This is a genomic window from Streptomyces sp. NBC_01260 (assembly GCF_036226405.1).
Lineage (GTDB): Bacteria > Actinomycetota > Actinomycetes > Streptomycetales > Streptomycetaceae > Streptomyces > Streptomyces laculatispora.
In genome coordinates this window covers 1,297,526-1,322,631 of sequence record NZ_CP108464.1, presented here as the reverse complement: position 1 = coordinate 1,322,631, position 25,106 = coordinate 1,297,526, and the positions used below count along the sequence as shown (strand labels likewise).

The 25,106-nt window shown below is 71.8% G+C and carries 20 protein-coding genes; 13 read left to right on the top strand and 7 right to left on the bottom strand.

From position 1 onward, the window contains the following. Nucleotides 1-13 precede the first annotated feature (13 nt). Nucleotides 14-1,492, top strand: coding sequence for a protein phosphatase 2C domain-containing protein (locus tag OG322_RS05840; protein ID WP_329306139.1), 1,479 nt, complete (start codon nt 14-16; stop codon nt 1,490-1,492). A gap of 115 nt (nt 1,493-1,607) precedes the next feature. After that, entirely contained in the window at nt 1,608-3,350 is a 1,743-nt protein-coding gene (locus OG322_RS05835) for a pyruvate dehydrogenase (RefSeq protein WP_123463481.1), read from the top strand. Between the two features lie 45 nt (nt 3,351-3,395). Here the strand turns inward: OG322_RS05835 and OG322_RS05830 are convergent, their stop codons facing one another. Next, nucleotides 3,396-6,509 carry an alpha-mannosidase gene (locus OG322_RS05830; protein ID WP_329306138.1) on the bottom strand — a complete coding sequence of 1,038 codons (3,114 nt, stop codon included), beginning with the start codon at nt 6,507-6,509 and terminating at the stop codon, nt 3,396-3,398. 190 nt (nt 6,510-6,699) lie between these two features. Between OG322_RS05830 and OG322_RS05825 the strand changes: the two genes are divergently transcribed. The 5 genes from OG322_RS05825 (at nt 6,700) to OG322_RS05805 (ending at nt 11,835) form a co-directional block, all read left to right on the top strand. Continuing rightward, nucleotides 6,700-7,869, top strand: a complete 1,170-nt coding sequence (locus OG322_RS05825) for an NAD(P)/FAD-dependent oxidoreductase (protein ID WP_123463485.1) — start codon at nt 6,700-6,702, stop codon at nt 7,867-7,869. A gap of 77 nt (nt 7,870-7,946) precedes the next feature. Continuing rightward, entirely contained in the window at nt 7,947-8,285 is a 339-nt protein-coding gene (locus OG322_RS05820) for a (2Fe-2S)-binding protein (RefSeq protein ID WP_123463487.1), read from the top strand. Continuing rightward, complete coding sequence (locus OG322_RS05815) at nt 8,266-9,732, top strand: FAD/NAD(P)-dependent oxidoreductase (protein ID WP_123463489.1); 1,467 nt, start codon at nt 8,266-8,268, stop codon at nt 9,730-9,732. The genes OG322_RS05820 and OG322_RS05815 overlap by 20 nt, the downstream gene beginning before the upstream one ends. 98 nt (nt 9,733-9,830) lie before the next feature. Then, complete coding sequence (locus OG322_RS05810) at nt 9,831-10,739, top strand: dihydrodipicolinate synthase family protein (RefSeq protein WP_123463491.1); 909 nt, start codon at nt 9,831-9,833, stop codon at nt 10,737-10,739. Between the two features lie 94 nt (nt 10,740-10,833). Then, the gene (locus tag OG322_RS05805; protein WP_123463493.1) at nt 10,834-11,835 is read left to right on the top strand and encodes a proline racemase family protein; all 1,002 of its coding nucleotides are present in this window, start codon (nt 10,834-10,836) and stop codon (nt 11,833-11,835) included. Nucleotides 11,836-11,895: 60 nt separating this feature from the next. On the opposite strand, the gene OG322_RS05800 is transcribed toward OG322_RS05805, so the two are convergent. After that, a complete protein-coding gene (locus tag OG322_RS05800) occupies nt 11,896-12,108 on the bottom strand; it encodes a DUF397 domain-containing protein (protein ID WP_266410717.1) in 213 nt (70 codons plus the stop codon). Then, entirely contained in the window at nt 12,105-12,941 is an 837-nt protein-coding gene (locus OG322_RS05795; protein WP_266410716.1) for a helix-turn-helix domain-containing protein, read from the bottom strand. The genes OG322_RS05800 and OG322_RS05795 overlap by 4 nt, the downstream gene beginning before the upstream one ends. A gap of 168 nt (nt 12,942-13,109) precedes the next feature. Here OG322_RS05795 and OG322_RS05790 point away from each other — a divergent pair, with 168 nt between their 5' ends. Next, the gene (locus OG322_RS05790) at nt 13,110-13,304 is read left to right on the top strand and encodes a hypothetical protein (RefSeq protein WP_241199923.1); all 195 of its coding nucleotides are present in this window, start codon (nt 13,110-13,112) and stop codon (nt 13,302-13,304) included. A 351-nt stretch (nt 13,305-13,655) separates the two neighbouring features. Continuing rightward, nucleotides 13,656-13,865 carry a hypothetical protein gene (locus OG322_RS05785; protein ID WP_164494462.1) on the top strand — a complete coding sequence of 70 codons (210 nt, stop codon included), beginning with the start codon at nt 13,656-13,658 and terminating at the stop codon, nt 13,863-13,865. A 4-nt stretch (nt 13,866-13,869) separates the two neighbouring features. Here the strand turns inward: OG322_RS05785 and OG322_RS05780 are convergent, their stop codons facing one another. Further along, nucleotides 13,870-14,472 (bottom strand): TetR/AcrR family transcriptional regulator, encoded by a 603-nt coding sequence (locus OG322_RS05780; RefSeq protein ID WP_185095476.1) that lies wholly within the window; start codon nt 14,470-14,472, stop codon nt 13,870-13,872. A gap of 335 nt (nt 14,473-14,807) precedes the next feature. Here OG322_RS05780 and OG322_RS05775 point away from each other — a divergent pair, with 335 nt between their 5' ends. The 3 genes from OG322_RS05775 to OG322_RS05765 all read left to right on the top strand — a co-directional run bounded on the left by OG322_RS05775 (nt 14,808) and on the right by OG322_RS05765 (nt 19,799). Beyond that, complete coding sequence (locus tag OG322_RS05775; protein WP_329306137.1) at nt 14,808-17,060, top strand: glycoside hydrolase family 3 C-terminal domain-containing protein; 2,253 nt, start codon at nt 14,808-14,810, stop codon at nt 17,058-17,060. Nucleotides 17,061-17,513: 453 nt separating this feature from the next. Next, nucleotides 17,514-18,770, top strand: coding sequence for an MFS transporter (locus OG322_RS05770; RefSeq protein WP_329306136.1), 1,257 nt, complete (start codon nt 17,514-17,516; stop codon nt 18,768-18,770). A gap of 306 nt (nt 18,771-19,076) precedes the next feature. Further along, nucleotides 19,077-19,799: a GntR family transcriptional regulator gene (locus OG322_RS05765; RefSeq protein WP_123463501.1), complete on the top strand. Its 723-nt coding sequence runs from the start codon at nt 19,077-19,079 to the stop codon at nt 19,797-19,799. A gap of 224 nt (nt 19,800-20,023) precedes the next feature. Here OG322_RS05765 and OG322_RS05760 read toward each other — a convergent pair whose 3' ends face one another. Next, nucleotides 20,024-21,490 carry an aminopeptidase P family protein gene (locus OG322_RS05760; RefSeq protein WP_266410713.1) on the bottom strand — a complete coding sequence of 489 codons (1,467 nt, stop codon included), beginning with the start codon at nt 21,488-21,490 and terminating at the stop codon, nt 20,024-20,026. A 238-nt stretch (nt 21,491-21,728) separates the two neighbouring features. Here OG322_RS05760 and OG322_RS05755 point away from each other — a divergent pair, with 238 nt between their 5' ends. Beyond that, complete coding sequence (locus OG322_RS05755; RefSeq protein WP_329306135.1) at nt 21,729-24,116, top strand: M9 family metallopeptidase; 2,388 nt, start codon at nt 21,729-21,731, stop codon at nt 24,114-24,116. A 44-nt stretch (nt 24,117-24,160) separates the two neighbouring features. On the opposite strand, the gene OG322_RS05750 is transcribed toward OG322_RS05755, so the two are convergent. Both OG322_RS05750 and OG322_RS05745 read right to left on the bottom strand, forming a co-directional pair. After that, the gene (locus tag OG322_RS05750; RefSeq protein WP_123463507.1) at nt 24,161-24,550 is read right to left on the bottom strand and encodes a barstar family protein; all 390 of its coding nucleotides are present in this window, start codon (nt 24,548-24,550) and stop codon (nt 24,161-24,163) included. An 80-nt stretch (nt 24,551-24,630) separates the two neighbouring features. Beyond that, complete coding sequence (locus OG322_RS05745) at nt 24,631-25,023, bottom strand: ribonuclease domain-containing protein (protein ID WP_123463509.1); 393 nt, start codon at nt 25,021-25,023, stop codon at nt 24,631-24,633. Nucleotides 25,024-25,106 lie beyond the last annotated feature (83 nt).

Genomic DNA, 25,106 nt, shown 5'->3' with positions numbered 1-25,106 from the left:
CGACAATATGGGCATGAGTCAGCAGGGGGAGAGGCCCGCCGCCCACGAGGACGACTGGTGGCGCAGGCTGTACGACGAATCCGCCCCGGACGCCGGGGCGAGCCAGGCGGCCGACAGTCTCGACGACCGCTTCGACTCGGCGTCGGACGCCTTGGGGCCCGACGGCCGTGAGGCGTACGAGGCCGCCGCGGCGGTGCCCGGGCCGCGTGTCGCGCCGCCGGAGGCCGTCCGGACGGCGCAGACCCCGCCCGTTCCGCCCCCGGCTCCACCGCCGCCGCGCGAGGAGTCGGAACGCGCTCCTTGGGAGCCCCCGGCCGGTGTGTCCGGGCCCCGCACCTTCGCGGGCCCGGTACCGGCAGCGCCGCCGCCGCCCGCCGAACCGGCGCCCGTGCCGCCCCCGCCTCCCCTCGCCGATCCCCGTGTCCCGCAGAACCTGCCGCCCGGCCAGGACGTGGAGGTCCCGGCCCCTATCGCCGGGGCGGAAGCACCCCACGTGGCGCAAGCGCCCCGCCCCGCCTCGTACGTGGGCGCCCGGCCGCCCACGTACGACGCCGAGCCCACCGCGCTGCCCGCCACCGACCCGCGCGAGATCCACGCCCTCGTCGCCGACACCGTGCTCGACGGCGCCAGCTACGGCACGTACACCCTGCGGGCCGCCTCCGTGCGCGGTGACTCCGCACGGTTCCGGGGCGAGCCCCGGCGCGACGCGCTGGTCACCGTGCGCTTCGGCGCCGCCGAGAGCGCCCTCGTCCTAGTCGCCGTCGCGGGCGGCGCCCGTACCGCCGAGGGCGTGCATCCGGCCGCCGCCGATGCCTGCCGCTGGATCGGCGAGGCTGTCGGACGCAGCCATGCCCGGCTCTCCGAGGACATACGGGCGGGCCGCCGCGGCGCACTCAAATCGGGCCTGCACCGGCTCGCCGACCGCAGCTACGGCAAACTCCGTGCCCGCGCCGCCGAACTCGGACTCGAAGCGCACGAGTACACGGCGGGCCTGCGCTGCCTCCTGCTGTCCGCCGACCCCGACTGCCGCACCCGGGTCTTCTTCGGCGTCGGCGGCGGAGGGCTCTTCCGGCTTCGCGACGGCAGCTGGCAGGACCTCGAACCGGAGGTTCCGCACCCCGGCGAACTCGCCGGGGAGGGGGTGGTCGGCTTCGGCTCGGCGTCGTCCCCCGAGAGCGGGCCGGACGGCGAGCGGCTGACCATGGACCTGGGGATCACCACCGCCCCGGCCCCGTACATCGAGAGCCCGGTCCCGCCGCCCGCCGAGCCGTTCCGGTTCCGGGCCTCGGTCGCCCGGCCGGGCGACACCCTGCTGCTGTGCAGCAACGGTCTGGCGGATCCGCTGCGCGACGAGCCGGCGCTGGCCGATGAGCTCGCCGAGCGCTGGGCACCCGGCCGGGCGCCGGGTCTCGCGGCGTTCCTCGCGGACACCCAGCTCAGGGTCAAGGGTTACGCCGACGACCGGACGGCGGTCGGCGTCTGGGAGGCGTAACCGCGCGCGCCATGGGTTGATGGACTTCGGGGGAACCCGTCCGGCCGGGGTTTCGCGCCCCGGAGTCCGGACAGCCGAACGTGCACGGAGCAACAGGCAGAGGGAGCACGCACCCATGGCCAAGCAGAACGTGTCGGAGCAGTTCGTCGACATCCTCGCCCGCGCGGGAGTCAAGCGCCTGTACGGGGTCGTCGGCGACAGCCTCAACCCCGTGGTCGACGCCATCCGCCGGCACTCGGGGATGGAATGGGTCCAGGTCAGACACGAGGAGACGGCCGCGTTCGCCGCCGGTGCCGAAGCGCAGATCACCGGCACACTGGCGGCCTGCGCCGGATCGTGCGGCCCCGGCAATCTCCACCTCATCAACGGCCTCTACGACGCACACCGCTCCATGGCACCCGTGCTCGCGCTCGCCTCGCACATCCCGTCGAGCGAGATCGGCCTCGGCTACTTCCAGGAGACCCATCCGGAGCTGCTCTTCCAGGAGTGCAGCCACTACAACGAGATGATCTCCAACCCGCAGCAGATGCCGCGGCTGCTCCAGACGGCCATCCAGCACGCGATCGGCCAGGGCGGTGTCAGCGTCGTCTCGATGCCGGGCGACATCGCCTCGCAGCCCGCACCGGAGAAGTCGATCGAGCACGCGATGGTCACCTCGCGGCCCACCGTGCGGCCGGGCGACGAGGAGATCGAGAAGCTCTGCCGCATGGTCGACGAGGCCAAACGGGTGACGCTGTTCTGCGGAAGCGGGACGGCGGGCGCGCACGCCGAGGTGATGGAGTTCGCCGAGCGGGTGAAGGCCCCGGTCGGCCACGCGCTGCGCGGCAAGGAGTGGATCCAGTACGACAACCCGTACGACGTCGGGATGAGCGGCCTGCTCGGCTACGGCGCCGCCTACGAGGCCACCCACGAGTGCGATCTGCTGATCCTGCTCGGTACGGACTTCCCGTACAACGCCTTCCTGCCCACCGATGTGAAGATCGTCCAGGTCGATGTGCGGCCCGAGCACCTGGGCCGCCGCTCCAAGCTCGATCTGGCGGTCTGGGGCGATGTCCGCGAGACGCTCCGCTGTCTGACCCCGCGGGTGAAGGCGAAGACCGACCGCAAGTTCCTCGACCGGATGCTCAAGAAGCACGCCGACGCGCTGGAGGGCGTGATCAAGGCGTACACCCGCAAGGTCGACAAGCACGTCCCGATCCACCCGGAGTACGTGGCATCGGTGCTGGACGAACTTGCCGACGAAGACGCGGTGTTCACGGTCGACACGGGCATGTGCAACGTCTGGGCGGCCCGCTATCTGTCGCCGAACGGCAAACGCCGGGTGATCGGTTCGTTCAGCCACGGCTCGATGGCCAACGCACTGCCGCAGGCCATCGGCGCGCAGTTCACGGACCGGAACCGGCAGGTCGTCTCGATGTCCGGGGACGGCGGATTCACCATGCTGATGGGGGACTTCCTGACCCTCGTCCAGTACAACCTGCCGGTGAAGGTGGTTCTGTTCAACAACTCCTCGCTGGGCATGGTCGAACTGGAGATGCTGGTGGCCGGACTGCCGTCGTTCGGTACGACCAACAAGAACCCGGACTTCGCGGCGATCGCGCGGGCCTCGGGGGCGTACGGCGTACGTGTCGAGAAGCCCAAGGAGCTCGAAGGCGCCCTGAAGGACGCCTTCAGGCACAAGGGGCCGGCCCTCGTCGACGTCGTCACCGACCCCAACGCGCTCTCCATCCCGCCGAAGATCAGCGCGGACATGGTGACCGGCTTCGCGCTCTCCGCGAGCAAGATCGTGCTGGACGGCGGAGTGGGCCGGATGGTCCAGATGGCCCGCTCCAACCTCCGGAACATGCCCCGCCCCTGACCCGCGACGGCCGCGAACGGCGCCGACGCGGGCCGGGGCGGTTCCTCACGCAGGGGTCAGCCGCACCGTCAGGATCTGGAACGGCCGCAGCGTCAGGGCGAGGCCGTGCGCGTCGGCCGCCGCCGCGTGCAGCGGCCGTTCCAGCAGGTCGGTGATCTGCGCCGCGACGACGGGGAACGAGGCCCGGAGTGTCGCGTCGGCCCGGCCGCCGGCCGACTCGTACAGCCGGACGATGACATCGCCGCTGCGGTCCTCGGCCAGCTTCACCGACTCCACGGTCACCGCCGGATGGCCGGTCGCCACGACCGACGGCACCGCCGGGGCGACCGCGGCGCGCAGCGGCAGATTGAGCGCCAGCCCCTCCCGGACCGCGTCGGTGATCTCCACGCCGGGCGCCAGCGCGTACCGGAACCGGTGCGTGCCGAGGTCGGTTGCCGGGTCGGGGCTGTGCGGGGCGCGCAGCAGCGTGAGCCGTACGGTCGTGCCGAGGCCCGTTGTGTGCGGGGTCCGGGTCACCTCGTGCCCGTACGTCGAGTCGTTGAGCAGCGCGATGCCGTAGCCCGGCTCGGCGACCCGCAGCCAGCGATGGGCGCAGATCTCGAAACGGGCCGCATCCCAGCCGGTGTTGTCGTGGGTCGGCCGGTGGACGTGGCCGAACTGGATCTCGGACGTGGACCGTTCGGCGTGCACATCGAGCGGGAACGCCGCCTTGAGGACCTTCTCCGACTCCTGCCAGTCCACCTCGGTCTCGATGTCGACCTGCCTGCTCCCCGCGGCCAGCCGGATCTCCTGCACGATCCTGGACGCGCCGAACGCACGCACCACCCGCACGGCCGCCCGCAGCGGTCCCTCCTCCACCAGTTCGACCAGCTCGGCGTCGGTCAGGTCGGTGCGTGAGCGGCGGTAGTGGACGTCGATGTCCCAGGCGTCCCAGTTGTTCGGGTGGTCCGGGTGCAGCTGGAGGAGGTTGGCCCGATGGCCGGGGACCAGGACCTCGCGGCCCGCCGCCAGGTCGAGGACGGAGGCGATCAGCCCGTCCCGGTCGACGGTGACGCGCAGCAGCCCGTTGTCGAGGACGGTCCCCTCGTCCGCACAGGCGTCGGCCGAAACCCCCTGCTCCGGGACGGCCGCACCGTCCAGCGGCCCCGCGCCGAGCCCCGGCGACTGGGCGAGAACCGCGGTGCGCCCCTCGCCGAGCGACTGCGCATGAGCCCCGGACGGCAGCACCGCACTCGCCTCGGCGTCCAGCTCGACGACCTGACTGCGTTGGTACGGGCAGGAGTTGAGAGCCACCAGGCCCTGCGCCGCACCGAGCGCCGTCACCGCCTCCGCCACCAGGTCCGCCAGTTCCCCGCGCACCCGCTCATAGGTGTCACGGGCCTCGCGGTGCACCCAGGCGATGGACGAGCCCGGCAGGATGTCGTGGAACTGATGGAGCAGGACCGTCTTCCAGATCCGGTCCAGCGCCTCGTACGGGTAGCGGTACGCGGGTGCCCGCAGGGCCGCCGCGGTCGCCCACAACTCGGTCTCTCGCAGCAGGTGTTCGCTGCGGCGGTTGCCCTGCTTGGTCTTCGCCTGAGTGGTGTACGTCGCCCGGTGCAGCTCCAGGTACAGCTCACCCGACCAGACCGGCGCCTGCGCCCCGTACTCCTCCTCGGCCGCGGCGAAGAACGCCGACGGCTTCTCGATCCCGACCCGCGGGGACCCCTCCAGATCGCTGAGCCTGCGGGCCTTCTCCATCATCTCCCGGGTCGGACCGCCGCCGCCGTCACCCCAGCCGAACGGCATCAGGGAGCGGGTGGCCCGTCCCTTGTCCGTGAAGTTCTTCTCGGCGTGGGCGAGTTCGAGGCCGTGGAAGTGGGCGTTGTAGGTGTCCACGGGCGGGAAGTGGGTGAAGAGCCGGGTGCCGTCGATGCCCTCCCACCAGAAGGTGTGGTGCGGCATCCTGTCGGTCTGGTTCCACGACAGTTTCTGCGTCAGGAACCACCGGATTCCCGCCAGCCGGGCCAGCTGCGGGAACGCGGCGGTGCAGCCGAAGGAGTCCGGCAGCCAGATCTCCTCGGTCTCCACTCCCAGCTCCTGCTCGAAGAACCGCTTCCCGTGCACGATCTGCCGGGCCAGCGCCTCGCCGCCGGGCAGATTGGCGTCGGACTCCACCCACATCGAACCGACGGGCTCCCACTGCCCGTCCGCCACCGCCCGCACGATCCGCTCCCAGATGTGCGGCTGGTGCTCCTTGACCCAGGCGTACTGCTGGGCCTGCGAACAGGCGAACACCAGCTCCGGGTAGTCCTTGGCGAGCGTGGTGACATTGGCGAAGGTGCGGGAGGCCTTCCGCACCGTCTCGCGCAGCGGCCACAGCCACGCCGAGTCGATGTGCGCGTGCCCGGTGGCCGAGATCCGGTGCGCGCTCGCCGAAGCGGGCCTGGACAGGGCCTCGGCCAGCTCGGCCCGTCCGGCCGCCGCCGTACCGGACACATCGTGCAGATCGAGCGCGTCGAGCATTCGCTCCAGTGCCCGCAGGATCTCGTGCCGCCGCGACCGGTCGGTGGGCAGCTCCCGCATCAGCTCGGACAGCACCTCGATGTCCAGTACGAGATGCCAGACGCCCTCGTCCAGCACGGCGAGATCCGCCGACGTGAACCGGTAGAGCGGATCGTCGCCCGCCGTCAGTACGTCCCCGAGCGGCGTCGGCTCGAATCCGTGTTCCAGTACTGCCGGGTTGGCCGCCGCCTCCAGCAACAGGGAGACCCGCTCGCCACCGGCGGCGGGTGCGCCGACGGTCAGATGGCGGTTGCGGGGATGGACGCCCTTCAGCGGGATGCCCTCGGTGTCGTACAGCATCCCCTCGGCCTGGAAGCCGGGCGCCTGACCGGAGAAGCCCGGATCGACCACGACCTCGACCCGCCGGCCGGCCCATTCCCGCGGCACCGCACCGTCGAGCCGGAACCAGCTGGTGGTCCACGGACTGCCCCACGCGGTCCCGGCCGAGAACGGTTCGTAGCGCGCCCCGAGCGCTTGTGCCACCGGAACGGGCTCGCCCGGTGCATGCCACACCGCCAGCGTGAGCGGGATCCGCGCCGCGTACTCGGCGGGGCGGATGAACTGGCGCAGGGCCCGCTCCAGCCGGCCCTCCACCAGTGTGCTGTCGTCGTGCATATCGCTCCTCGTCGTCGGCACCCCGCGCGGTCGAGGGCTTGCATTCCCCGATGGGGGGCATCCACCCATCACGGGTCACCGGCCGCCGAATCCGCCGGTCGTGAGGGGGTGGACCCGGTCTGACAACACGTCATATTCGGCGTGATGACGACCTCTTGGCACCCTCTGAGCAATGTGACATATTACTGATGTGTTCACGAGACAGCCTTTGGACGTTGTCGTGGTCGGGGCCGGAGTGGTCGGCGCCGCCTGCGCCTACTACGCAGCCCGGTCCGGACTCGCGGTCGCGGTGGTGGACGGCGGACCGGTCGCCGGTGGCACCACCGGGGCGGGGGAGGGGAACCTCCTGGTCTCCGACAAGCCGCCGGGTCCGGAGCTGAACCTCGCACTGCTCTCCGCGTCCCTCTGGCACGAACTCTCCCAAGTGCTGCCATCGGCGATCGAGTTCGAGCAGAAGGGCGGTCTGGTGGTCGCAGCGGACGAGTCGTCGCTGGCCACCCTGACCGCGACGGCGGCCGGGCAGGCCGAGGCGGGGGTACGGACCTCCCCGGTCGCTCCGCACGAGCTGCCGGCACTGGAGCCGCACCTCGCGCCCGGCCTCGCGGGCGGAGTCCTCTATCCGCAGGACGCGCAGGTTCAACCCGCGCTGGCAGCAGCCCACTTGGTGCGCGCCGCACGGGACGCCGGAGCCGCCGTCCACCTCGGGGAGGCGGTCACGGCCGTGCTGAGAGGACCGACGGGTGCGGTGCGCGGCGTCCGGACCGGCCGGGGCGATCTGCTCGCTCCCGCGGTGGTCAACGCCACGGGCGTCCGGGGCGGCGAGCTGGCGGCGCTGGCGGGGGTCGAACTGCCCGTGCTGCCCAGGCGCGGGTTCGTCCTGGTGACCGAGCCGCTGCCACCGCTGATCAGGCACAAGGTGTACGCGGCGGAGTACGTGGCCGATGTGTCCAGCGCGTCGGCCGCGCTGCAGACCTCGCCCGTCGTGGAGGGGACGCCGTCGGGGCCCGTACTGATCGGCGCCAGCCGCGAACGGGTCGGTTTCGACCGTACGTTGTCCGTGCCGGTGATCAGCCGGCTGGCCGCCGCGGCGGCCGCGCTCTTTCCCGTACTCGGGACGGCCCGCGTGCTGCGCGCCTACCACGGGTTCCGCCCCTACCTGCCCGATCACCTCCCGGCGATCGGACCCGACCGCCGGGTTCCGGGCCTCTTCCACGCCTGCGGCCACGAGGGCGCGGGGATCGGACTGGCGCCCGCGACGGCGGCGCTGGTCATCGCGGCGATCCGCGGCGAGACCCCCGCCATCGATCCCGAGCCGTTCCGGCCCGACCGGTTCGACATGACGCCGGGAACCGGGCGGTGAACCGCCGCCCGCGACGTCGTACGCCCCGAGCAGCCCGCTGCCGGCCCGACCGCCCGATCACCGAGACAGGAGCCCTGGTGATACGTATCCGTAGGCGCACCGCCGCCCGTACCCCGGCCGGTGTGGCCGGTGCCGAGTCCGGGCCGGGGTTCGAGGTCACCTTCGACGGCCGCCCGGTCCCCGCGCTGCCCGGTCAGAGCATCGCGGCAGCCCTCTGGGCGGCCTCCGTCCTCACGTGGCGCACCACCAGGGTGAACGGACGCCCACGCGGCGCCTTCTGCGGCATCGGCTCCTGCTTCGACTGCCTGGTCACCGTGAACGGGATCCCCGGCCGGCGGGCCTGTCTGCTGCCCGCCCGCCCCGGCGACGTGGTCACCACCCAGGAGGGGGACGGACATGCCGGTCTCCGCCACTGAGCCCCCCGACTCCGCGGCCGCGCCGCCCTTCACCGAACTCGCGGTGGTGGGCGCCGGACCGGCCGGACTGGCCGCGGCGGTCACCGCGGCCGACGGCGGACTCGATGTGGTCCTGCTCGACGCGGCGGACGCGCCCGGCGGCCAGTACTACCGTGCCCCGGCCCCCGGACTCGGCGCCACCCGGCCCGAGGCGCTGCACCACGGCTGGGCGCGGTTCGCCGGACTGAGGGACCGTCTCGACCGGCACCGCGAGGCGGGGCGGATCCGCCACCTCGCCGGGCATCAGGTGTGGGCCGTCGAGCGGACCGGGACCGACTGGACCCTGCACGCCGTCACCGGTCCCGACGGCGCGGGTTCGGCCGCGCTGCGCGCACGCCGGCTGCTGATCGCAACCGGTTCCCACGAGCGGCAACTGCCCTTTCCCGGCTGGACCCTGCCGGGTGTCGTGGGCGCGGCCGGGGCGCAGGCCATGCTCAAGTCGGGACTGGTGCTGCCGGGACGGCGCATCGTCGTCGCGGGCAGCGGGCCGCTGCTGCAGGCCGTCGCGGTGTCCCTGGCGCGGGCCGGCGCCCGGGTGCCCGCGCTGGTGGAGGCCGCCGGATACGGGGCGTACGCACGCGCTCCCCGCGTGCTGGCCGCCGACCCCGGCCGGCTCCGGGAGGGGGTACGGCACGGCGCGGCGCTGGCGCGCAACCGGGTGCGGGTGCTGACGCACCGCGCGGTCACCGCCGTGCACGGCACCGACCGGGTGGAAGGCGTCACCGTCAGCCGCCTGGACCGCGATTGGCGTCCGCTGCCCGGGACCGGGCGCCGTATCGACTGCGACACGCTGGCCGTCGGCCACGGACTGGTGCCCCAGCTGGACCTCGCCGTCGGTCTGGGCTGCGCGACCCGGTGCGGCGCGGACGGGTCGGCCGCGCTGGTGCTCGACGAGGATCTGCGCACCACCGTGCCCGGCGTCTGGGCCGCGGGCGAGACGGGCGGCATCGGCGGCGTGCACCTCGCGCTGGCCGAGGGGGAGCTGGCGGCCCTCTCGGCGCTCGGTGACGCACGGGACGGGACGCGGGGCCGGGACCCGCACCGGGCGACGGCGCTGCGCCGGGCCCGGCGGCGGATGCGCGCGTTCGCCGAGCTGATGGGCGCCGTGCACCGGCCCGGACCCGGCTGGACCGAGTGGCTCGCCGCGGACACGGAGGTCTGCCGCTGCGAGGAGGTCACCGCCGGCGCGATCCGCACGGCGGTCGACGACCTCGGTGCCGGGGACAGCCGTACGGTCAAGCTCCTCACCCGGGCCGGGATGGGCTGGTGCCAGGGCCGGATGTGCGGATTCGCGGTCCGGGGACTGGCCGGCTGCGCCGCGGAGGCCGGATCCCCCGACCGCCGTCCGCTCGCCTGCCCGGTCCCGCTCTCCACGCTCGCCCGTGCGGCCCGCCCCGAGGACGTGTGAAGCCCCGCGGCGCGCACGTCTCCCGGTCCCCTCCGGGACCTCGGCCTTCTCTTTCTCCTTCGCCGGTTCATGTCATGTCACACCTTTAAGGAGCCCAGATGTCGACGAACTCCGCTGCTCGGAACAGTCCTTGGCGAGGCGTCATGGTCGCCACCCCGCTCACCCTGCGCGACGACCGGTCCATCGACTTCGACGCGTACGCGGCCCATGTGCGCGACCTCGTGGACGCCGGCTGCGACGGGGTGGTGCCCAACGGCTCGCTGGGGGAGTACCAGACCCTCACGGACCAGGAGCGCGACCAAGTGGTGCGCGTCGCGGTCGAAGCCGCCGGGGACGGCGCCAGGGTCATGCCCGGGGTCTCCGCCTACGACAGCGCCCAGTCGCGCCGCCGGGCCGACCAGGCCGCGGAGGCGGGCGCCGGCTCCGTCCTGCTGCTGCCGCCCAACGGCTACTCGTGCGAGGACGTCGCGGTCCGTGCGCACTACGCCGAAGTCGCCGCGGCGGGCCTGCCGGTCGTCGCGTACAACAATCCGTACGACACCAAGGTCGATCTGACCCCGAGGCTGCTCGCGCAGCTCCACGCGGACGGGTCCATCGTGGCCGTCAAGGAGTTCAGCGGGGACGTCCGCAGGGCCTACGAGATCGCTGAGGAGGCCCCCGGGCTCGACCTGCTGGTCGGCGCCGACGACGTCCTGCTGGAACTCGCCCTGGCCGGTGCGGTCGGCTGGATCGCGGGCTGCCCCAACATGCTGCCCGCCGGCTGTGTCGCGCTCTACCGCGCCGCGGTCTCCGGGGACCTGGAGACGGCCCTGCCCCTCTACCGGCGGCTGCACCCGCTGCTGCGGTGGGACTCCAAGCCGGAGTTCGTCCAGGCGATCAAGGCGTCGATGGACATCGTCGGACGGCACGGCGGTCCCACCCGGCCGCCGCGGCTGCCCCTCGATGCCGAGTCCGCGGCCGCCGTGCGCGCCGCCACCGAGAAGGCGCTCGCCGAGGGACTGGACTGACCGGGCCACGGCACGAGCGAAGAACGCACACCGCACACGACACGCCGCGCGCCGCACATCGCAGCGGAGCGGCAGGACATCGCGAGGGGGAGACTTGCGCACGCGTCACATATTCCACGCCGTCGACTCGCACACCGAGGGCATGCCCACCCGTGTCATCACCGGCGGGATCGGCACCATCCCCGGCGCCACCATGGCCGAACGACGCGACTACTTCATGGCGCACCGCGACGCGGTACGCACCCTGCTGATGTACGAGCCGCGCGGCCATGCCGCCATGAGCGGTGCCGTCCTCCAGCCGCCGACCCGGCCCGACGCCGACTTCGGGGTCCTGTTCATGGAGGTCTCGGGCTGTCTGCCGATGTGCGGACACGGCACCATCGGGGTGGCCACCGTGCTGGTGGAGACCGGCATGGTGGAGGTCACCGAACCGGTCACCACGGTGCGGCTGGACACCCCGGCCGGACTCGTCTCCGTCGATGTCCACGTCGAGGACGGCGCCGCCACCTCCGTCACCCTGACCAACGTCCCCGCCTTCTCCGCCGGGCTGGGACTCACGGCGAAGGTCCCCGGCCGCGGCACGGTCACGTACGACCTTGCCTACGGCGGCAACTTCTACGCGATGGTGCAACTGGCCGATCTAGGACTTCCGTTCGACCGCTCGCGCAAGGACGAGCTGCTGGAGGCGGGGCTCGCCCTGATGGACGCGGTCAACGAGACGGACCGCCCGGTCCATCCGCTCGATCCCGGCATCCACGGGCTCAAGCACGTCCAGCTGATCGCACCCGGCTCCGACGCCGTCCACTCCCGGCACGCCATGGCCATCCACCCCGGCTGGTTCGACCGGTCACCGTGCGGCACCGGGACCTCCGCACGGATGGCCCAGCTCCACGCACGGGGCGAACTCCCGCTGGACACGGACTTCGTGAACGAGTCCTTCATCGGCACGACGTTCACCGGCCGACTGGTCGCTGAGACCACCGTCGGCACACTGCCCGCGGTCGTCCCCACCGTCACGGGCCGCGCCTGGATCACCGGAACCGCGCAGTACTTCCTGGACCCGTCCGACCCGTTCCCCGAAGGGTTCCTGCTGTGAACCGCTGAACGGCAACCGCCCCGCTCAGCCTCCGACTCGGTGGCGGAGCGGGGCGGTTGTTCAGACGGTGCCGAACTCTCCGGCCTTCACGCCCGCCACGAAGGACGCGAACGCGTCGGCGGGAACGGTCAGCATGGGGCCGCTCAGATTCTTGGAGTCACGGACGGGGACCACGCCGGTAGCGGATGCGCTCGACGGCGCCCACTCGACGCAGGAACCGCCGTTGCCGCTGTACGAGGACTTGACCCACTGGAGGGACGGGTAATCGGTCACGGGGTGCCCTTTCGTACCTGAGTGATCATGGCTACAGACTCCGCTTGGGAGGGCGCTTCTGTCTGTAGCTGATGGTAGGCCCTCAGCAAGGGCAGCACGGAAGCGCTCTCCCGTTCCAGGTACCCGTGGATCTCGGACTCGACGTAAGCGACGATGGAACGGTCCTTCAGCGTCAGCAGGTTGACCAAACGGGTGAAGGGCCGCCGTTCTCCCATGGCGAAGGGAGCGACCTGAAGGGACGTGTTCGGCTCCTCGGCGAACTCGATCAAGCGCGCCAACTGCCGATGCATGACCTCATGGCCGCCGATCGGTCGGCGGATACAGCTCTCATCGAGCACCACGAACAACAGAGGCGGCAGCATTCGTGTCAGGGCGGCTTGGCGATCCATCAGGAACTCGACCCGCTCTTGAGCCTGTTCGGCCGTGATGGAACCTCGCCTGACGTTACTTGCCTCAAGGGCCGTCGCGTACTCCGGCGTCTGGAGCAGTCCTGGGATCAGGCCGGACTCGAATAGCCGGACCTCCGCAGCTCGCCCTTCATGCCCGACGTATTCCGGGAACCCTTCCAGCAGGCTGCCGTGCTGCATCTCGCGCCATTGGCGTTCGAATGTGTCGCCTGTGCCCGCAATGCCCAAGGCCACGTCAGCAGCTTTCGCGAAGCGCAAAGATGGCATCTTGCGACCAGTTTCGACGCCTGAAATGTGCCCGCTGGAAATGCCCGTACGGGTGGAGAGTTCGTCTTGCTTCCAGCCGCGAGCCTCGCGTGAGCTGCGTAATCGTGCCCCGAACGCTGCCTGCGGGCTACTCTCCGGGTCCAACTCCTTGCGATTCACCCTTCACCCCCAACTTGGCTGACTGTTGAGCCACGTTGATCAGGTTTCGACCGTAGGCCACGCTGAGCCGCCTTGGTAGTGGAATGGCTACGGAGAGGCACGATCGTGTGCGTAGAAGACGGTTCCCTGGACGGACGCCCTCGTCACCTTCCTGCTCCCGGCACGCTCATGGTGGACACCGCCCGGCAAGGCCGGGTGGGTGAGTTCCGAGGGGTCGCCGGCCCGTACTGGTCGCTGCGGCCGGTCTGTGGCGGGACCGAGTGGGAGGCCGAGCCCGAGCATGTGCGCCCCGCGGATGCCATAGAGCGGCTGCGGGCCGAGAACGCGCGGTGCAACGCGCGGAGTCGGGGTGAGGTGCTGTGAGGCCCCTGGCGGGCACGGTCTACGAGGTGGAGGTCACCGCGACGGCCGGCTGGAGGGCGGTTTCGCTCGGCAGGGCGACCGTGGCGAACCGCCGGCTCGCGCTCCGGTGGCTTCGGCGGCAGGCGCATCGGCTCGCGGACGGTCCCGGCGCCCCCGGCATACCGGGCGTCCGGCCGATCGGCTTCGAGGGCCCCGCCGTCCCGGACGGTCTCCGGGCGTGGGCACACGACCCGGACCAGCAGGAGCAGGCGATGGCGCGGCTGGAGGCCGGAGGGTCTGACGTGCTCACCGTGCTCGATCCCGCCGCCGGTCTGCTCGTGACGCTCGCCGGACGGCCGCTCCGTTCAGGCCGTGCCGCAGCGGACCGGCCGCTCCACGGGACGCGGCACCTTTGGCGTATGGCTGCGCTGGAGCGGTGACGCCTTCACCTATGTCTGCGCCGAACCGTGCGAACGGGTGGACCCGGCCATCGCTCCTCGGCTGCAACAGGCGTGCTGGCTGTTCACCGGCCACGAGCCTGGCCACTCCTGGGAGTTCGAGGACCTCCCGCACGAGCGGTAGGGGGTCACCGGCCCAGCAGGTTCCAGAAGTAGGACAGCTGCTCGGCCATGTCGATCTCGGGGTCGTACTGCCACTGCATCTGAAGCCCGTCGATCAGCGCGAAGACCAGGACGGCGAGGCGGTCGGCGTCGATGTCCTCCGGCAGCTGACCGGTGGCCTGCTGGGCGCGGATCGCGTCGGCGCCGCCGGCCCGGGCGTAGCGGTAGCGGTCGCGGAAGTACGCGTGCCCGGGGTGGTCGGGTTCGACGGCCTCGGCGGAGAGACGTGAGAAGAGCTGGACCAGGCCGGGGACGTCGGAGTTGTGGCGCTGGAGGTCGGCGAGCGCCCGTGCGAGGTCGGGCGGGAATGCGGCTGTGCCCTCGCCGCCTTCCTGGCCGCCGACTGTCAGCAGGTCGACGGCGTCGCGGCGGCGCAGGATCTCGATGAAGAGCTGTTCCTTGCTGCCGAAGTAATGCAGCAGGCCGGTCTGGCTGAGGCCGACGGCCTGGGCCAGTTCGCGCACGGTGGCGCGGCTGTAGCCGACCCTGGCGACGATCTCCAGCGCGGTGTCGAGAATCTCCTCGCGCTTGGCGATGCCTTTCGCGTAGGAGCCACGTGTTCGAGCCATGACGACGACCCTATGCCACCTCCCGCCACCGACTGCCACCGGCTGCCACTGGAAGTGACCTGGTCGCAGCCCTTGTGGCGCCAAAACAGAATGACGTACTGTTTTCGCATTCGGCAGGGTGACCGAGCTCCGGCAGTGCCGGGCCGCCCTCCTCCGACGTGCCCCACCTGACGGGGGATGCGTCGGGCCTCGGAGCGGCGGGCCCCGGTCTTCCCGGCCGGGCACCCGCCGGTCCCGGCCGGACCCCACGCTTCGGCGGACATCCGAGCGCGACGTGTCACGTCACGTCGCACGCCATGTCCTCCCATGAACCCCGCACTCCCCGAGGAGACCCCGTGACTGCTCTCGACCCCACCGGCCCCGAAACGCCGGAGCTCTCACTCGCGGAGCGCGCCGCGCTCGGCAGCGGAGCCGACTTCTGGACGACCAAGGCCGTCGGCCCCGTCCCGGCCCTGACCCTGACCGACGGCCCGCACGGCGTCCGGCTCCAGGCGGAGGACGCCGACCACCTGGGCATCTCGGCCAGCCGGCCCGCGACGTGCTTCCCGCCCGCCGTCGGCCTCGGCCAGAGCTGGGACACCGAGCTGGTTGGCGAGGTCGGCCGGGCGCTGGGCGTGGAGAGCCGGGCGCTGGGTGTGGACGTGCTGCTCGGCCCGGGCGTGAACATCAAGCGGGACCCGCGCTGCGGCCGCAATTTCGAGTACTTCTCGGAGGACCCGCAGCTCACCGGCACCCTGGCCACCGCCTGGGTGCGTGGGTTGCAGAGCACCGGCGTCGGCGCCTCGCTCAAGCACTTCGCGGCCAACAACACCGAGTACGACCGGATGCGCTCCAGCTCCGATGTCGCCGCCCGCCCGCTGCGCGAGATCTACCTGCGGGCCTTCCAGCAGGTCGTCCAGCAGGCGCAGCCGTGGACGGTGATGTGCTCGTACAACCGGATCAACGGCACCTACGCCTCCGAGAACCGCTGGCTGCTCACCGACGTGCTGCGCGGCGAGTGGGGCTTCGACGGGGCCGTGGTCAGCGACTGGGGCGCCGTCCAGGACCGCGTCGCCTCCGTCGCCGCCGGGCTCGACCTGGAGATGCCCGGCACGGGCGGCACCACCGACGCGCAGGTCGTCGCGGCCGTCGAAGCCGGTGAACTGGACGCCGCCTCGGTAAATCTGGCCGCCGCCCGGACGGCCGCGCTGGCCGCCCGCGGCCGGGCCGGACGCACTCTTCCGGTCGCCCCGTTCGACCCGGCCGCGCACCACGCGCTGGCCCGCCGGGCCGCCGCGAACTCCGTCGTGCTGCTCAAGAACGACCCCGTCGAGGGTGCGCCCGTGCTGCCGCTCACCGCCGGGCGCCCGCTCGCCGTCCTCGGCGCGTTCGCCGCCGCCCCGCGCTACCAGGGCGGCGGCAGCTCGCACGTGAACCCGACGCAGGTCGACGTCCCGCTGGACGAGATCCGCGCCCTGGCCGGGAACGCCGAGGTCACCCACGCTCCCGGCTTCACCACCGACGGCACGGGCGACGCCGCCGCGCTGCGCGCCGAGGCCGTCGCGCTGGCCGCCGCCGCCGACACCGCGGTGGTCTTCCTCGGCCTGGCCGCCCACCAGGAGTCCGAGGGCTTCGACCGCGAGGACATCGAGCTTCCCCGCGAGCAGCTGGAGCTGCTGGCCGAGGTGATCCGCGTCCAGCCGCGCACCGCGGTCGTCCTCAGCCACGGCGGCGTCCTGCGGCTGGCTCCCGTGACCGCCGCACCCGCCCTGCTGGACGGCGCACTGCTCGGCCAGGCCGCCGGCGGCGCCCTCGCCGACGTGCTGTTCGGCCGGGTCAACCCGTCCGGCCGCCTCACCGAGACCGCCCCCGTCCGGCTCCAGGACACCCCCGCCTACCTGGACTTTCCCGGCGAGCACAGCCACGTCGCGTACGGCGAGGGTCTGTTCGTCGGCTACCGCTGGTACGACGCCCGGGACATCGAGGTCTCCTTCCCGTTCGGCCACGGACTCTCGTACACCGAGTTCGCCTACAGCGACCTGGAGCTGAGCGTCGACGAGGAGGGCATCAGCGCGTCCGTCACGGTCACCAACACCGGCGACCGGACCGGCCGCGAGGTCGTCCAGTTCTACGTCTCCAAGCCCGGCTCGGCCGTCGTCCGCCCGCTGCGCGAGCTCAAGGGCCACGCCACCGTCACCCTGGACGCCGGGGCGAACGAGCGCGTCACCGTGCTGCTCCCGCGCACCGGCCTGGCGTACTGGGACACCCGGGCCGAGCGCTGGATCGTCGAGGGCGGGGCGTACGAGGTGCTGGCCGCCGCGTCCAGCCGCGACCCGCGCGCGACCGCGAGCATCGAGCTCGTCGGGGACGAGCTGGACGTGCCGCTGACCCTGGACTCCACGCTCGGGGAAGTGATGTCCCTGCCCGGCGCCGCCGAGACACTCGCCGCCCTGCTGCCCTTCCCCCAGGACACCGGCGACGGCGACGCCCTCGGCATCGACATGGCCCGGATGATGGCCTCCATCCCCGTGCGCCGCCTGGTCAGCTTCGCCGGCGGCGCGGTCACCACGGCGGACCTGGAAGAGCTGCTGGCCCGGCTCCAGTCCTGACCCCACCCCCATCGCGGGGCGCCTGCGGACAGGCGCCCCGACCGCCGACGGGACCCTCACACCCAAGAGCTGTGCGCCCGTGGAGCCGGCCCCGTCCTCGCCGTCCCGGCGAACCCCTGCCAAGGCGGCGGCCGGCTCTACGGGCTACAGCCCCCCACCGCGTCCGCCGCCGGGCCCGGCGCGACCACCGCCGGCAAGGCCCGGCCACCACCCACGCCGACAAGGCCGGCTGCTCCGCACGCCGCGGTGAAAGCGGCGTCGAGCCGTACCCCGCGACCGCCACCGGACACACCCGGCCCGGCAGCACCACGGCCTTCGGGCCGACGGGTGCGGTCCCCCACGGGATCGACGCCACCGAACCGGCCCGGCGGCTCCTCCAGGCCCACCACCACAACCGCGCCGACCTCCCCCACGGCCCCGGCTCCCGCACCCCACCACGACAACGAGGTCGTCATGACTACCACCCCTACCCGGGCCACCGTCCCGACAGAGCGCAGACTGCCCGGACAGCGAAGACTGCTGACCGGCCTGATGGCCAACAGCGTCACCCTGTACGCGATCTACGGCGCGGTGCCCGCCGTGCTCCTCGCCAACCTGGTCGCGGACATCGCCCCCGACTCCAAGTCCACCTCGCTCGGTGTGATCAGCGCCGTCGGAGCGGTCGGCGCGATGCTCGCCAACCCGATCTCCGGGGCCCTCTCCGACCGCACCCGCAGCCGCTACGGCCGCCGCGCCCCCTGGATGGCCGGTGGCGCGCTGCTCGGCGGCCTCTCCCTGATCGCCGTCGGCGTCGGCAACAGCCTCCTCTGGGTCGCCGTCGCCTGGACGCTCGCCCAGATCTTCCTCAACGGCCTCCAGGCCCCGCTCACCGCCGTCATTCCCGACCGTGTCCCCGAGGAGCGGCGCGGCCTGTTCTCCTCCGCCGCCGGGCTCGCCCAGATGCTCGGCGCCGTCGTCGGCACCGCCGTGGCCGCCGCCTTCGCCAACGCCCTCGGCCTCGGCTTCGCCGTCTTCGGCGTCCTGATCATCGCCGGCACCGCGGTCTTCCTGCTGCTCAACCGCGAACCGTCCACCGCCGACGCCCGCCACGAACCGTTCCGCTGGAAGGACTTCCTGCGCGGCTTCTGGATCAGCCCCCGCGCCCACCCCGACTTCGCCTGGGCCTTCCTCGGCCGCTTCCTGCTGATCCTCGGCTACTACGCGGTCTCCTCGTACCAGCTGTACGTCCTCGACGACTACATCGGTCTCACCCGCGACCAGGCCAACGACCTGATGCCGCTGCTCAGCCTCGCCATGCTGCCCGGAATGATCGCGATGATCGTCATCTCCGGCCCCTGGTCGGACCGGGTCGGCCGGCGCAAGCCCTTCGTGATCGCCGCCAGCCTCGGCATGGCCCTCTCGCTGTTCCTCCCGCTGCTGCTCCGCAGCGAGGCCTCGATGTTCGGGTACGCGATCCTCACCGGCGCCGCGTTCGGGATGTACATGGCCGTCGACACCGCCCTGATGACCCAGGTGCTGCCCCGGCCCGACGACGCCGCCAAGGACATGGGCGTCCTCAACATCGCCAACGCCCTCCCGCAGGCCCTCGCGCCCGCCGTCGCCGCCGCCGTCATCGCCCTGCTCGGCGGCTACCGCTCGCTGTTCGCCACCGCCATCGTCCTGGTGGTCCTCGGTGCCGTCAGCATCCTCCCCATCCGCACCGTCCGCTGACCCTTCCCCCTCGTCCACGCGCCGGGTGCCCGGCGCTCAGTACTCGCGTACCCGGAGCTGCCGGCCGCCGAGGGCCTGGGTACACATGTAGGACGCGTAGGGCCCCTGTTCACCAGGACACTGCGTCGGGCCCATGGTGAGACTGCGCAGAACGACCGCGGGTATGCCGCGTCCGTGTGTCGTTGGCCGAATCTCATGCGCGGGCGACGAGGGCGTACAGGACGGTTCGCGGAGATTACCCCGCAGGCAGTGGCATGACAACATCACATTGTATTCTGGGTCTCCGCACGGTGCTGGAGGACAGACATGGCCCGCCTCACGTCGCTCAACGCGATCTCGGCGCAGGAACATCTGCGCGACCAGGTGGCGCACGCGCTGCGGGCGGCGCTGATCGCCGGTGAGCTGAGGCCGGGCACGATCTACTCGGCGCCCGCGCTCGCCTCCGAGTTCGGCGTTTCCGCGACACCCGTCCGCGAGGCGATGCTCGATCTGGCCCGGGAGGGCCTGGTCGAGGCCGTCCGGAACAAGGGCTTCCGGATCACCGAACTGACCGACCAGGACCTCGACGACTTCACCGAACTCCGGGCCATGATCGAGGTACCCACCGTCGGCCGGATCGCGCGGATGGGCCTGACGCTGGAGCTGGAGGCGCTGCGCCCGGTCGCGAAGGAGATCGTCGAGGCCGCGCGCCGGCACGACATCCTGGGGTACCTGGAGGCCGACCGCCGCTTCCACCTCGCGCTGCTCGGGCTGGCCGGGAACCGCCGGCTGGTCGAGGAGGTCAGCGAACTGCGCAAGCGCTCCCGGCTGTACGGGCTGAACAGGCTCTCCGAATCAGGTCAGTTGACGGCCTCGGCCGAGGAGCACGTACAGCTGCTGGATCTGGTGGTCGCCGGTGACGCCCCGGGCGCCGAGGCCTGCATGCTCGCCCATATGTCCCACGTCCGGTCCCTGTGGGCCGACGGCAGGCGGGCGGACAAGGAGCGGGCGGACGGGAAGTCCGAAGGCGTACCGGCTGCCGAGGCCTGAGGCCCGCCGCTGCGCCATCACCGCGGAGCCGACGGGGCGGGTTCAGCCCCGGACCGGCTTCCGGTGGTTCTCCGGCTCGTCCCTCGGATCGTCTCCCGGCGCCCCCGGAACTCGTTGTGCTGGAGGTGCCCGCAGAAGTCCGGCATCCTCAGGTATCGGGCCCGCCGGAGTGACGCTCTCGTCCGGTTGGGGCCCCGCGGCCTCCCGCCGCGGGGCGGCGCTCCTCAGCTCTCCAGCAGCCCCGCCATCCAGGCCTCGACGCCGTCCGGGGTCCGGGGCAGCGCGGCTGACATCAGCCGGGCGCCGTCCGCCGTGATCACGAGGTCGTCCTCGATCCTGATGCCGAGTCCCCGCAGCTCCCGCGGGAGCGTCTCGTCGTCCGGCTGGAGGTACAGCCCCGGCTCCACGGTGAGCACCTGCCCCGGCTCCAGCACTCCGTCCAGGTACGCCCCGGCGCGGGCCTGCGCGCAGTCGTGCAGATCCATCCCGAGCATGTGGCCGCTGCTGCACAGGGTGTAGCGGCGGTGGAATCCGTTCTCGGGGGAGAGCGCCTCCTCGGCAGGCATCGGCAGCACGCCCCAGTCGTGCAGGCCGTCGGCGATGACCCGCATGGCGGCCTGGTGGAAGTCGCGGAACCGGGCGCCCGGACGCAGCGCCGCGATGCCCGCGTCCTGTGCGGCCAGCACCAGTTCGTACGCGGTGCGCTGGAGGGGGGTGAAGGTGCCGGACAGCGGAAGGGTGCGGGTGATGTCGGCCGTGTAGAGCGAATCGGTCTCCACGCCCGCGTCCAGCAGCATCAACTGCCCGCGCTTCAAAGGGCCGTCGTTGCGGGTCCAGTGCAGTACGCAGGCGTGCGCCCCGGCGGCGGCGACGGTCGCGTAGCCGGGACCGTTGCCGTCGAGCCTGGCCCTGAGGCCGAACACCCCCTCGACCACGCGTTCGCCGCGCGGATGGGCCAGGGCCCGCGGCAATGACCGTACGACGTCCTCGAACCCGAGGGTCGTCGCATCGACGGCTCGCTGCAACTCACCTTGCTCCCAAGGGTCCTTGACGAGCCTCAGCTCGCTGAGGACGGTGTCGAGGCCGGCCGGGGCGGGCCGTGGCACGGGAATCCGGCGGGCATCGCCGAGCCAGGCATCGACGGCCGGGTCCACGCCCGCGATGAACCGGGTCGGGGGCTGGGCCCCGGTCATCAGCTTCTCCCACGCGTCCAGGTGCTCGCAGCGGACGCCGGTGAGCCCGGCCGCCTCGGCGAGGCCGGGTCTGCGGCCGACCCAGAACTCCCCGTACCGGCGGTCGCGGTAGAACTCGCCGCCAGTACGCGGCGAGCGGGGCCTCAGGTAGAGGACCGCCTCGTGGCGGGCGTCCCCGTCGGGTTCCAGGACCAGCACATGGCCGGCCTGGTCCTCCCCGGTGAGGCCGGTGAGCCAGGCGTACCCGGTGTGCGGTCTGAAGCGGTGGTCCGTGTCGTTGGACCGGACGGCGAGGGCGCCGGCCGGAATGACCAGCCGTTCGCCCGGAAACCGTGCGGCCACCCGTGCGCGGCGGGCCGGTGTCAGGTCGCGGGCCGGGACGCGGTCACCCCCGGGTAGAGGGGTATCGGCCCAGGCCGCGCGCATGAAGGTGTCCAGGGCCGGCGGCACCGGCAGGTCGTGACTGCTGGTGTGCAGGGGGAGTCGGGGCTCGGTCACGGGGCGGTACTCCTCGGGCTCTGTCGACACCGGCCGCAAGCAGGGTGCTGCGGACGGGAGTTGGCGTGCAGACGAATCTGCGCGCAACGCCTTCCAAAGAACATGTGACATGTGCCATTGTACAGACGTTCGCGATTGAGGTCGTGCTCATGTCAGACATCCCCGTCGGCCTCGACCGCGCACCATCCCCCACGGCCGCGCACCGTTGCGCGGCCACCACTCCGCTGGGAGGCGGCACGTGAAGAACCGAACGGTTCGTCAGAGATTCACCGGGCTATCCACCGTGGCCCTGGCGGCCTGCCTGGGCGTCGGCATGCTCGCGGCACCGAGCCGGGCCGCCGAGGTCCGTCCCTCCACTCCGGCCGCCGCAAGCGCGACGTCCGCCGCAAAGACCGCCGTTGACCCGACGGCACCGGATCCGGGCGGCCCTGCCGCGCAGTCCCTCACCGCGCCCGTCCAGGACGCCGGTCACATAGGCGACAAGGCGCTGAAGCCCGCGGACCGAGCGCCGCAGACCGCCTCCAAGGACGCGCTGCGGCGCGACTACGACGACCCCGGCACCTCCGCGCCCAGCCACCCCGCTCCCTCGATGAAGGCGAAGGCCCGCGCCGCCGCCAAGTCGGCCGGAACCGGCGCGGCCGCCGCCTGCTCCGTCGCGGACTTCACCAGCCGCACCGGGAGCGCCCTGGTGCAGCAGGTCAAATCATCGACGACCGACTGCGTCAACACCCTCTTCAAGGTCAAGGGCAACGACGGGTACCTCGCCTTCCGTGAGGCCCAGATGGTCAGCGTCGCCGACGCGCTGCGTGACGGATCGGCCGCGTACCCGGGTGACAGCAGCACCGGTATGCCGCAGCTGGTGCTCTTCCTGCGGGCCGGCTACTACGTGCAGTACTACGACCCCGCCACCGTCGGCAGTTACGGTGCCCCGCTGCGCACCGCCATCCAGGGCGGACTGGACGGCTTCTTCGCCTCCGCGCACTCCCGCGATGTCACGGACGCCAACGGCGAGACCCTGTCCGAGGCCGTCATCCTCATCGACAGCGCGGAGCAGAACGCCCGCTACCTGAACGTGGTCAAGCGGCTGCTCGCCGACTACAACTCCTCGTACGACAGCTCCTGGTACATGCTCAACGCGGTCAACAACGTCTACACCGTGACCTTCCGCGGCCATCAGGTGCCGGAGTTCGTCAGCGCCGTCGAGGCCGATCCGAGCCTGCTCGACTCGCTCGCCGGCTTCGCCCGCGACCACCTGAGCCTGCTGGGCACGAAGAAGTCCTATCTGACCTCCAACGCGGGACGCGAACTGGCACGCTTCCTCCAGGAGGAGCCGCTGCGGCCCAAGGCCCGCCCGCTCGTCACCGACCTGCTCGGCCGGAGCTCACTGACCGGACCCACCGCGCCGCTGTGGGTCGGGCTGGCGGAGATGGCCGACTACTACGACGCGGCCAACTGCTCCGCCTACGGCACCTGCGACCTGTCGGCGCGCCTCAAGAGCGCCGTGCTCCCGGTCAACTACACGTGCAGCGACAGCATTCACATCCTGGCCCAGCAGATGTCCTCGGCCGATCTCGCGACCGCCTGCACCAGCCTGCGCAACCAGGACGCCTACTTCCACGACGTGGTGCGGGACAACGGGCCCGTCGCCAACGACCACAACAGCACCATCGAGGTGGTGGTCTTCGATTCGAGCACCGACTACCAGACCTACGCCGGGGCCATCTACGGCATCGACACCAACAACGGCGGCATGTACCTGGAGGGCGACCCGGCCGCGGCCGGCAACCAGCCGCGGTTCATCGCCTACGAGGCCGAGTGGGTCCGGCCCGACTTCCAGATCTGGAACCTCAACCACGAGTACACCCACTACCTCGACGGCCGGTTCGACATGGCCGGCGACTTCGACGCCGGCATCACGACGCCGACCATCTGGTGGGTCGAGGGCTTCGCGGAGTACGTCTCCTACACCTACCGCGACGTCACCTACGACGACGCCGTCACGCAGGCCGCGGCGCACACCTACACCCTGCGCAACCTGTTCGACACCACGTACGAGAACGCCGACCAGACCCGCATCTACAACTGGGGCTACCTGGCGGTCCGTTACATGCTCCAGTCGCACCGTGCCGACGTGGACAAGCTGCTGGGCCTCTACCGCAGCGGTGACTGGAACGGCGCCCGCACCCTGCTCACCTCCACCATCGGCAGCCGTTACGACGCCGACTGGAACAGCTGGCTGACGTCCTGTGCGGCCGGCAGCTGCGGCACCACCACCAACCCGCCCACCGAGCCGGGTACCGAGTGCGCCTTCGGCGACAGCCGTGAACTCGGCCAGAACTGCGCCCGCACCGGGCAGCAGGCCACCAAGGGCAACTACTCCTACCTCTACCTCTACGTGCCCGCCGGCACCGCCCGGCTGAAGATCACCACCAGCGGCGGCACGGGGGACGCCGATCTCTACTACAACGCCAACGGCTGGGCCACCACGGGCGCCTACACCGCCCGGGCGACCGGCAGCGGGAACGCCCACACGCTGACCATCGACCACCCGGCGGAAGGCGCCAACTACATCAGCCTCTACGCCGTGCAGGACTTCGGCGGAGCGAAGGTCTCCGTGCAGTACTGATCCGCCCGGGGTCACGGGTGCGGCCGACACCGCACCCGTGACCCTCAGAGCAGTCGCAGGGTGCCCGGAGCCGTCTCGTCCCGGATGATCTCCAGCAGCCGGTCGAAGAGCGTCGGCCCCCGGCCGTCGTCCGCCCGCGCCAGCTCCTGCCGCAGCCGCGGCAGGTTGCTCGGGTGGGCGCGGCCGAGCAGGCCGCGGAGATGGCGCGCGGTCTCCTCGTGTCCCAGGGCCCGTGCCGAGAGGGCGTGGTCCCGCCACTCGATGACGAAGTCGCCGTCGTCCGGCGTGCCCATCCCGCCCCTCAGGCAGTCCGCGAAGGCGTCGAGACCGGTGCCGAAGTAGCCGCCCGGCCCGTTCACCGCCTCGCCGATCAGCTGCCAGAAGCGCTCCAGGCCGGTGATCTCGGAGCCGTTGATCACATAGGTCACGGTCATGGGGGGAGCGTACAAGTCCGCCTCATCGGTGATCCGCGCCGCAGGTGGGGGGCTGCGGCGCGGATCCTTTTGGGGAGGGTTCAGCAGGTGAAGTCCACGAGGTCGAACGTCGCGTAGTGGTCGGAGGTGTAGTAGTCCTCCTGGGTCTCCTCGCCGGTGACGATCCGGCGTGCGCCGCGGGTCGGGGCGCCGGGGGTGATCACGGTGTACTCGTGGTAGTAGCCGGTGCTCTGTCCGGGCAGGACGCCTTCGCGGTTCTGGAAGACGACGCCGTCCTGGTCGTAGGGGAAGGGGCCACCCGCATCGATGAGACCGAGGGTGTCATGGGCCTGGGAGGGGAGGGTGGAGGAGCAGATGCTGCCGACCGAGGTGGTGGCGGCCGTCGCGGTCGCCGCGACCGGGCCGCCGACGAAGAGGACGGACAGGAGGGCGGCGACGCCGCCGAGCGTGGTGATCCGTGGGGGGATTCGCATACCCATCATGATGACGCGCGTAGATGCGCTCCCGTCAACGCCAACTCCGGTGAATTTTTCGGAAGTTAACCTGAACGGTGGTA

What these genes read in the sequence shown, in the direction of transcription:
- OG322_RS05770 (WP_329306136.1), top strand. Translation starts at nt 17,514, where the DNA reads ATGACTACCACCCCTACCCGGGCCACCGTCCCGACAGAGCGCAGACTG.
- OG322_RS05780 (WP_185095476.1), bottom strand. Translation starts at nt 14,472, where the DNA reads ATGGCTCGAACACGTGGCTCCTACGCGAAAGGCATCGCCAAGCGCGAG.
- OG322_RS05745 (WP_123463509.1), bottom strand. Translation starts at nt 25,023, where the DNA reads ATGCGAATCCCCCCACGGATCACCACGCTCGGCGGCGTCGCCGCCCTC.
- OG322_RS05750 (WP_123463507.1), bottom strand. Translation starts at nt 24,550, where the DNA reads ATGACCGTGACCTATGTGATCAACGGCTCCGAGATCACCGGCCTGGAG.
- OG322_RS05765 (WP_123463501.1), top strand. Translation starts at nt 19,077, where the DNA reads ATGGCCCGCCTCACGTCGCTCAACGCGATCTCGGCGCAGGAACATCTG.
- OG322_RS05835 (WP_123463481.1), top strand. Translation starts at nt 1,608, where the DNA reads ATGGCCAAGCAGAACGTGTCGGAGCAGTTCGTCGACATCCTCGCCCGC.
- OG322_RS05840 (WP_329306139.1), top strand. Translation starts at nt 14, where the DNA reads ATGAGTCAGCAGGGGGAGAGGCCCGCCGCCCACGAGGACGACTGGTGG.
- OG322_RS05790 (WP_241199923.1), top strand. Translation starts at nt 13,110, where the DNA reads ATGGTGGACACCGCCCGGCAAGGCCGGGTGGGTGAGTTCCGAGGGGTC.
- OG322_RS05830 (WP_329306138.1), bottom strand. Translation starts at nt 6,509, where the DNA reads ATGCACGACGACAGCACACTGGTGGAGGGCCGGCTGGAGCGGGCCCTG.
- OG322_RS05815 (WP_123463489.1), top strand. Translation starts at nt 8,266, where the DNA reads ATGCCGGTCTCCGCCACTGAGCCCCCCGACTCCGCGGCCGCGCCGCCC.
- OG322_RS05810 (WP_123463491.1), top strand. Translation starts at nt 9,831, where the DNA reads ATGTCGACGAACTCCGCTGCTCGGAACAGTCCTTGGCGAGGCGTCATG.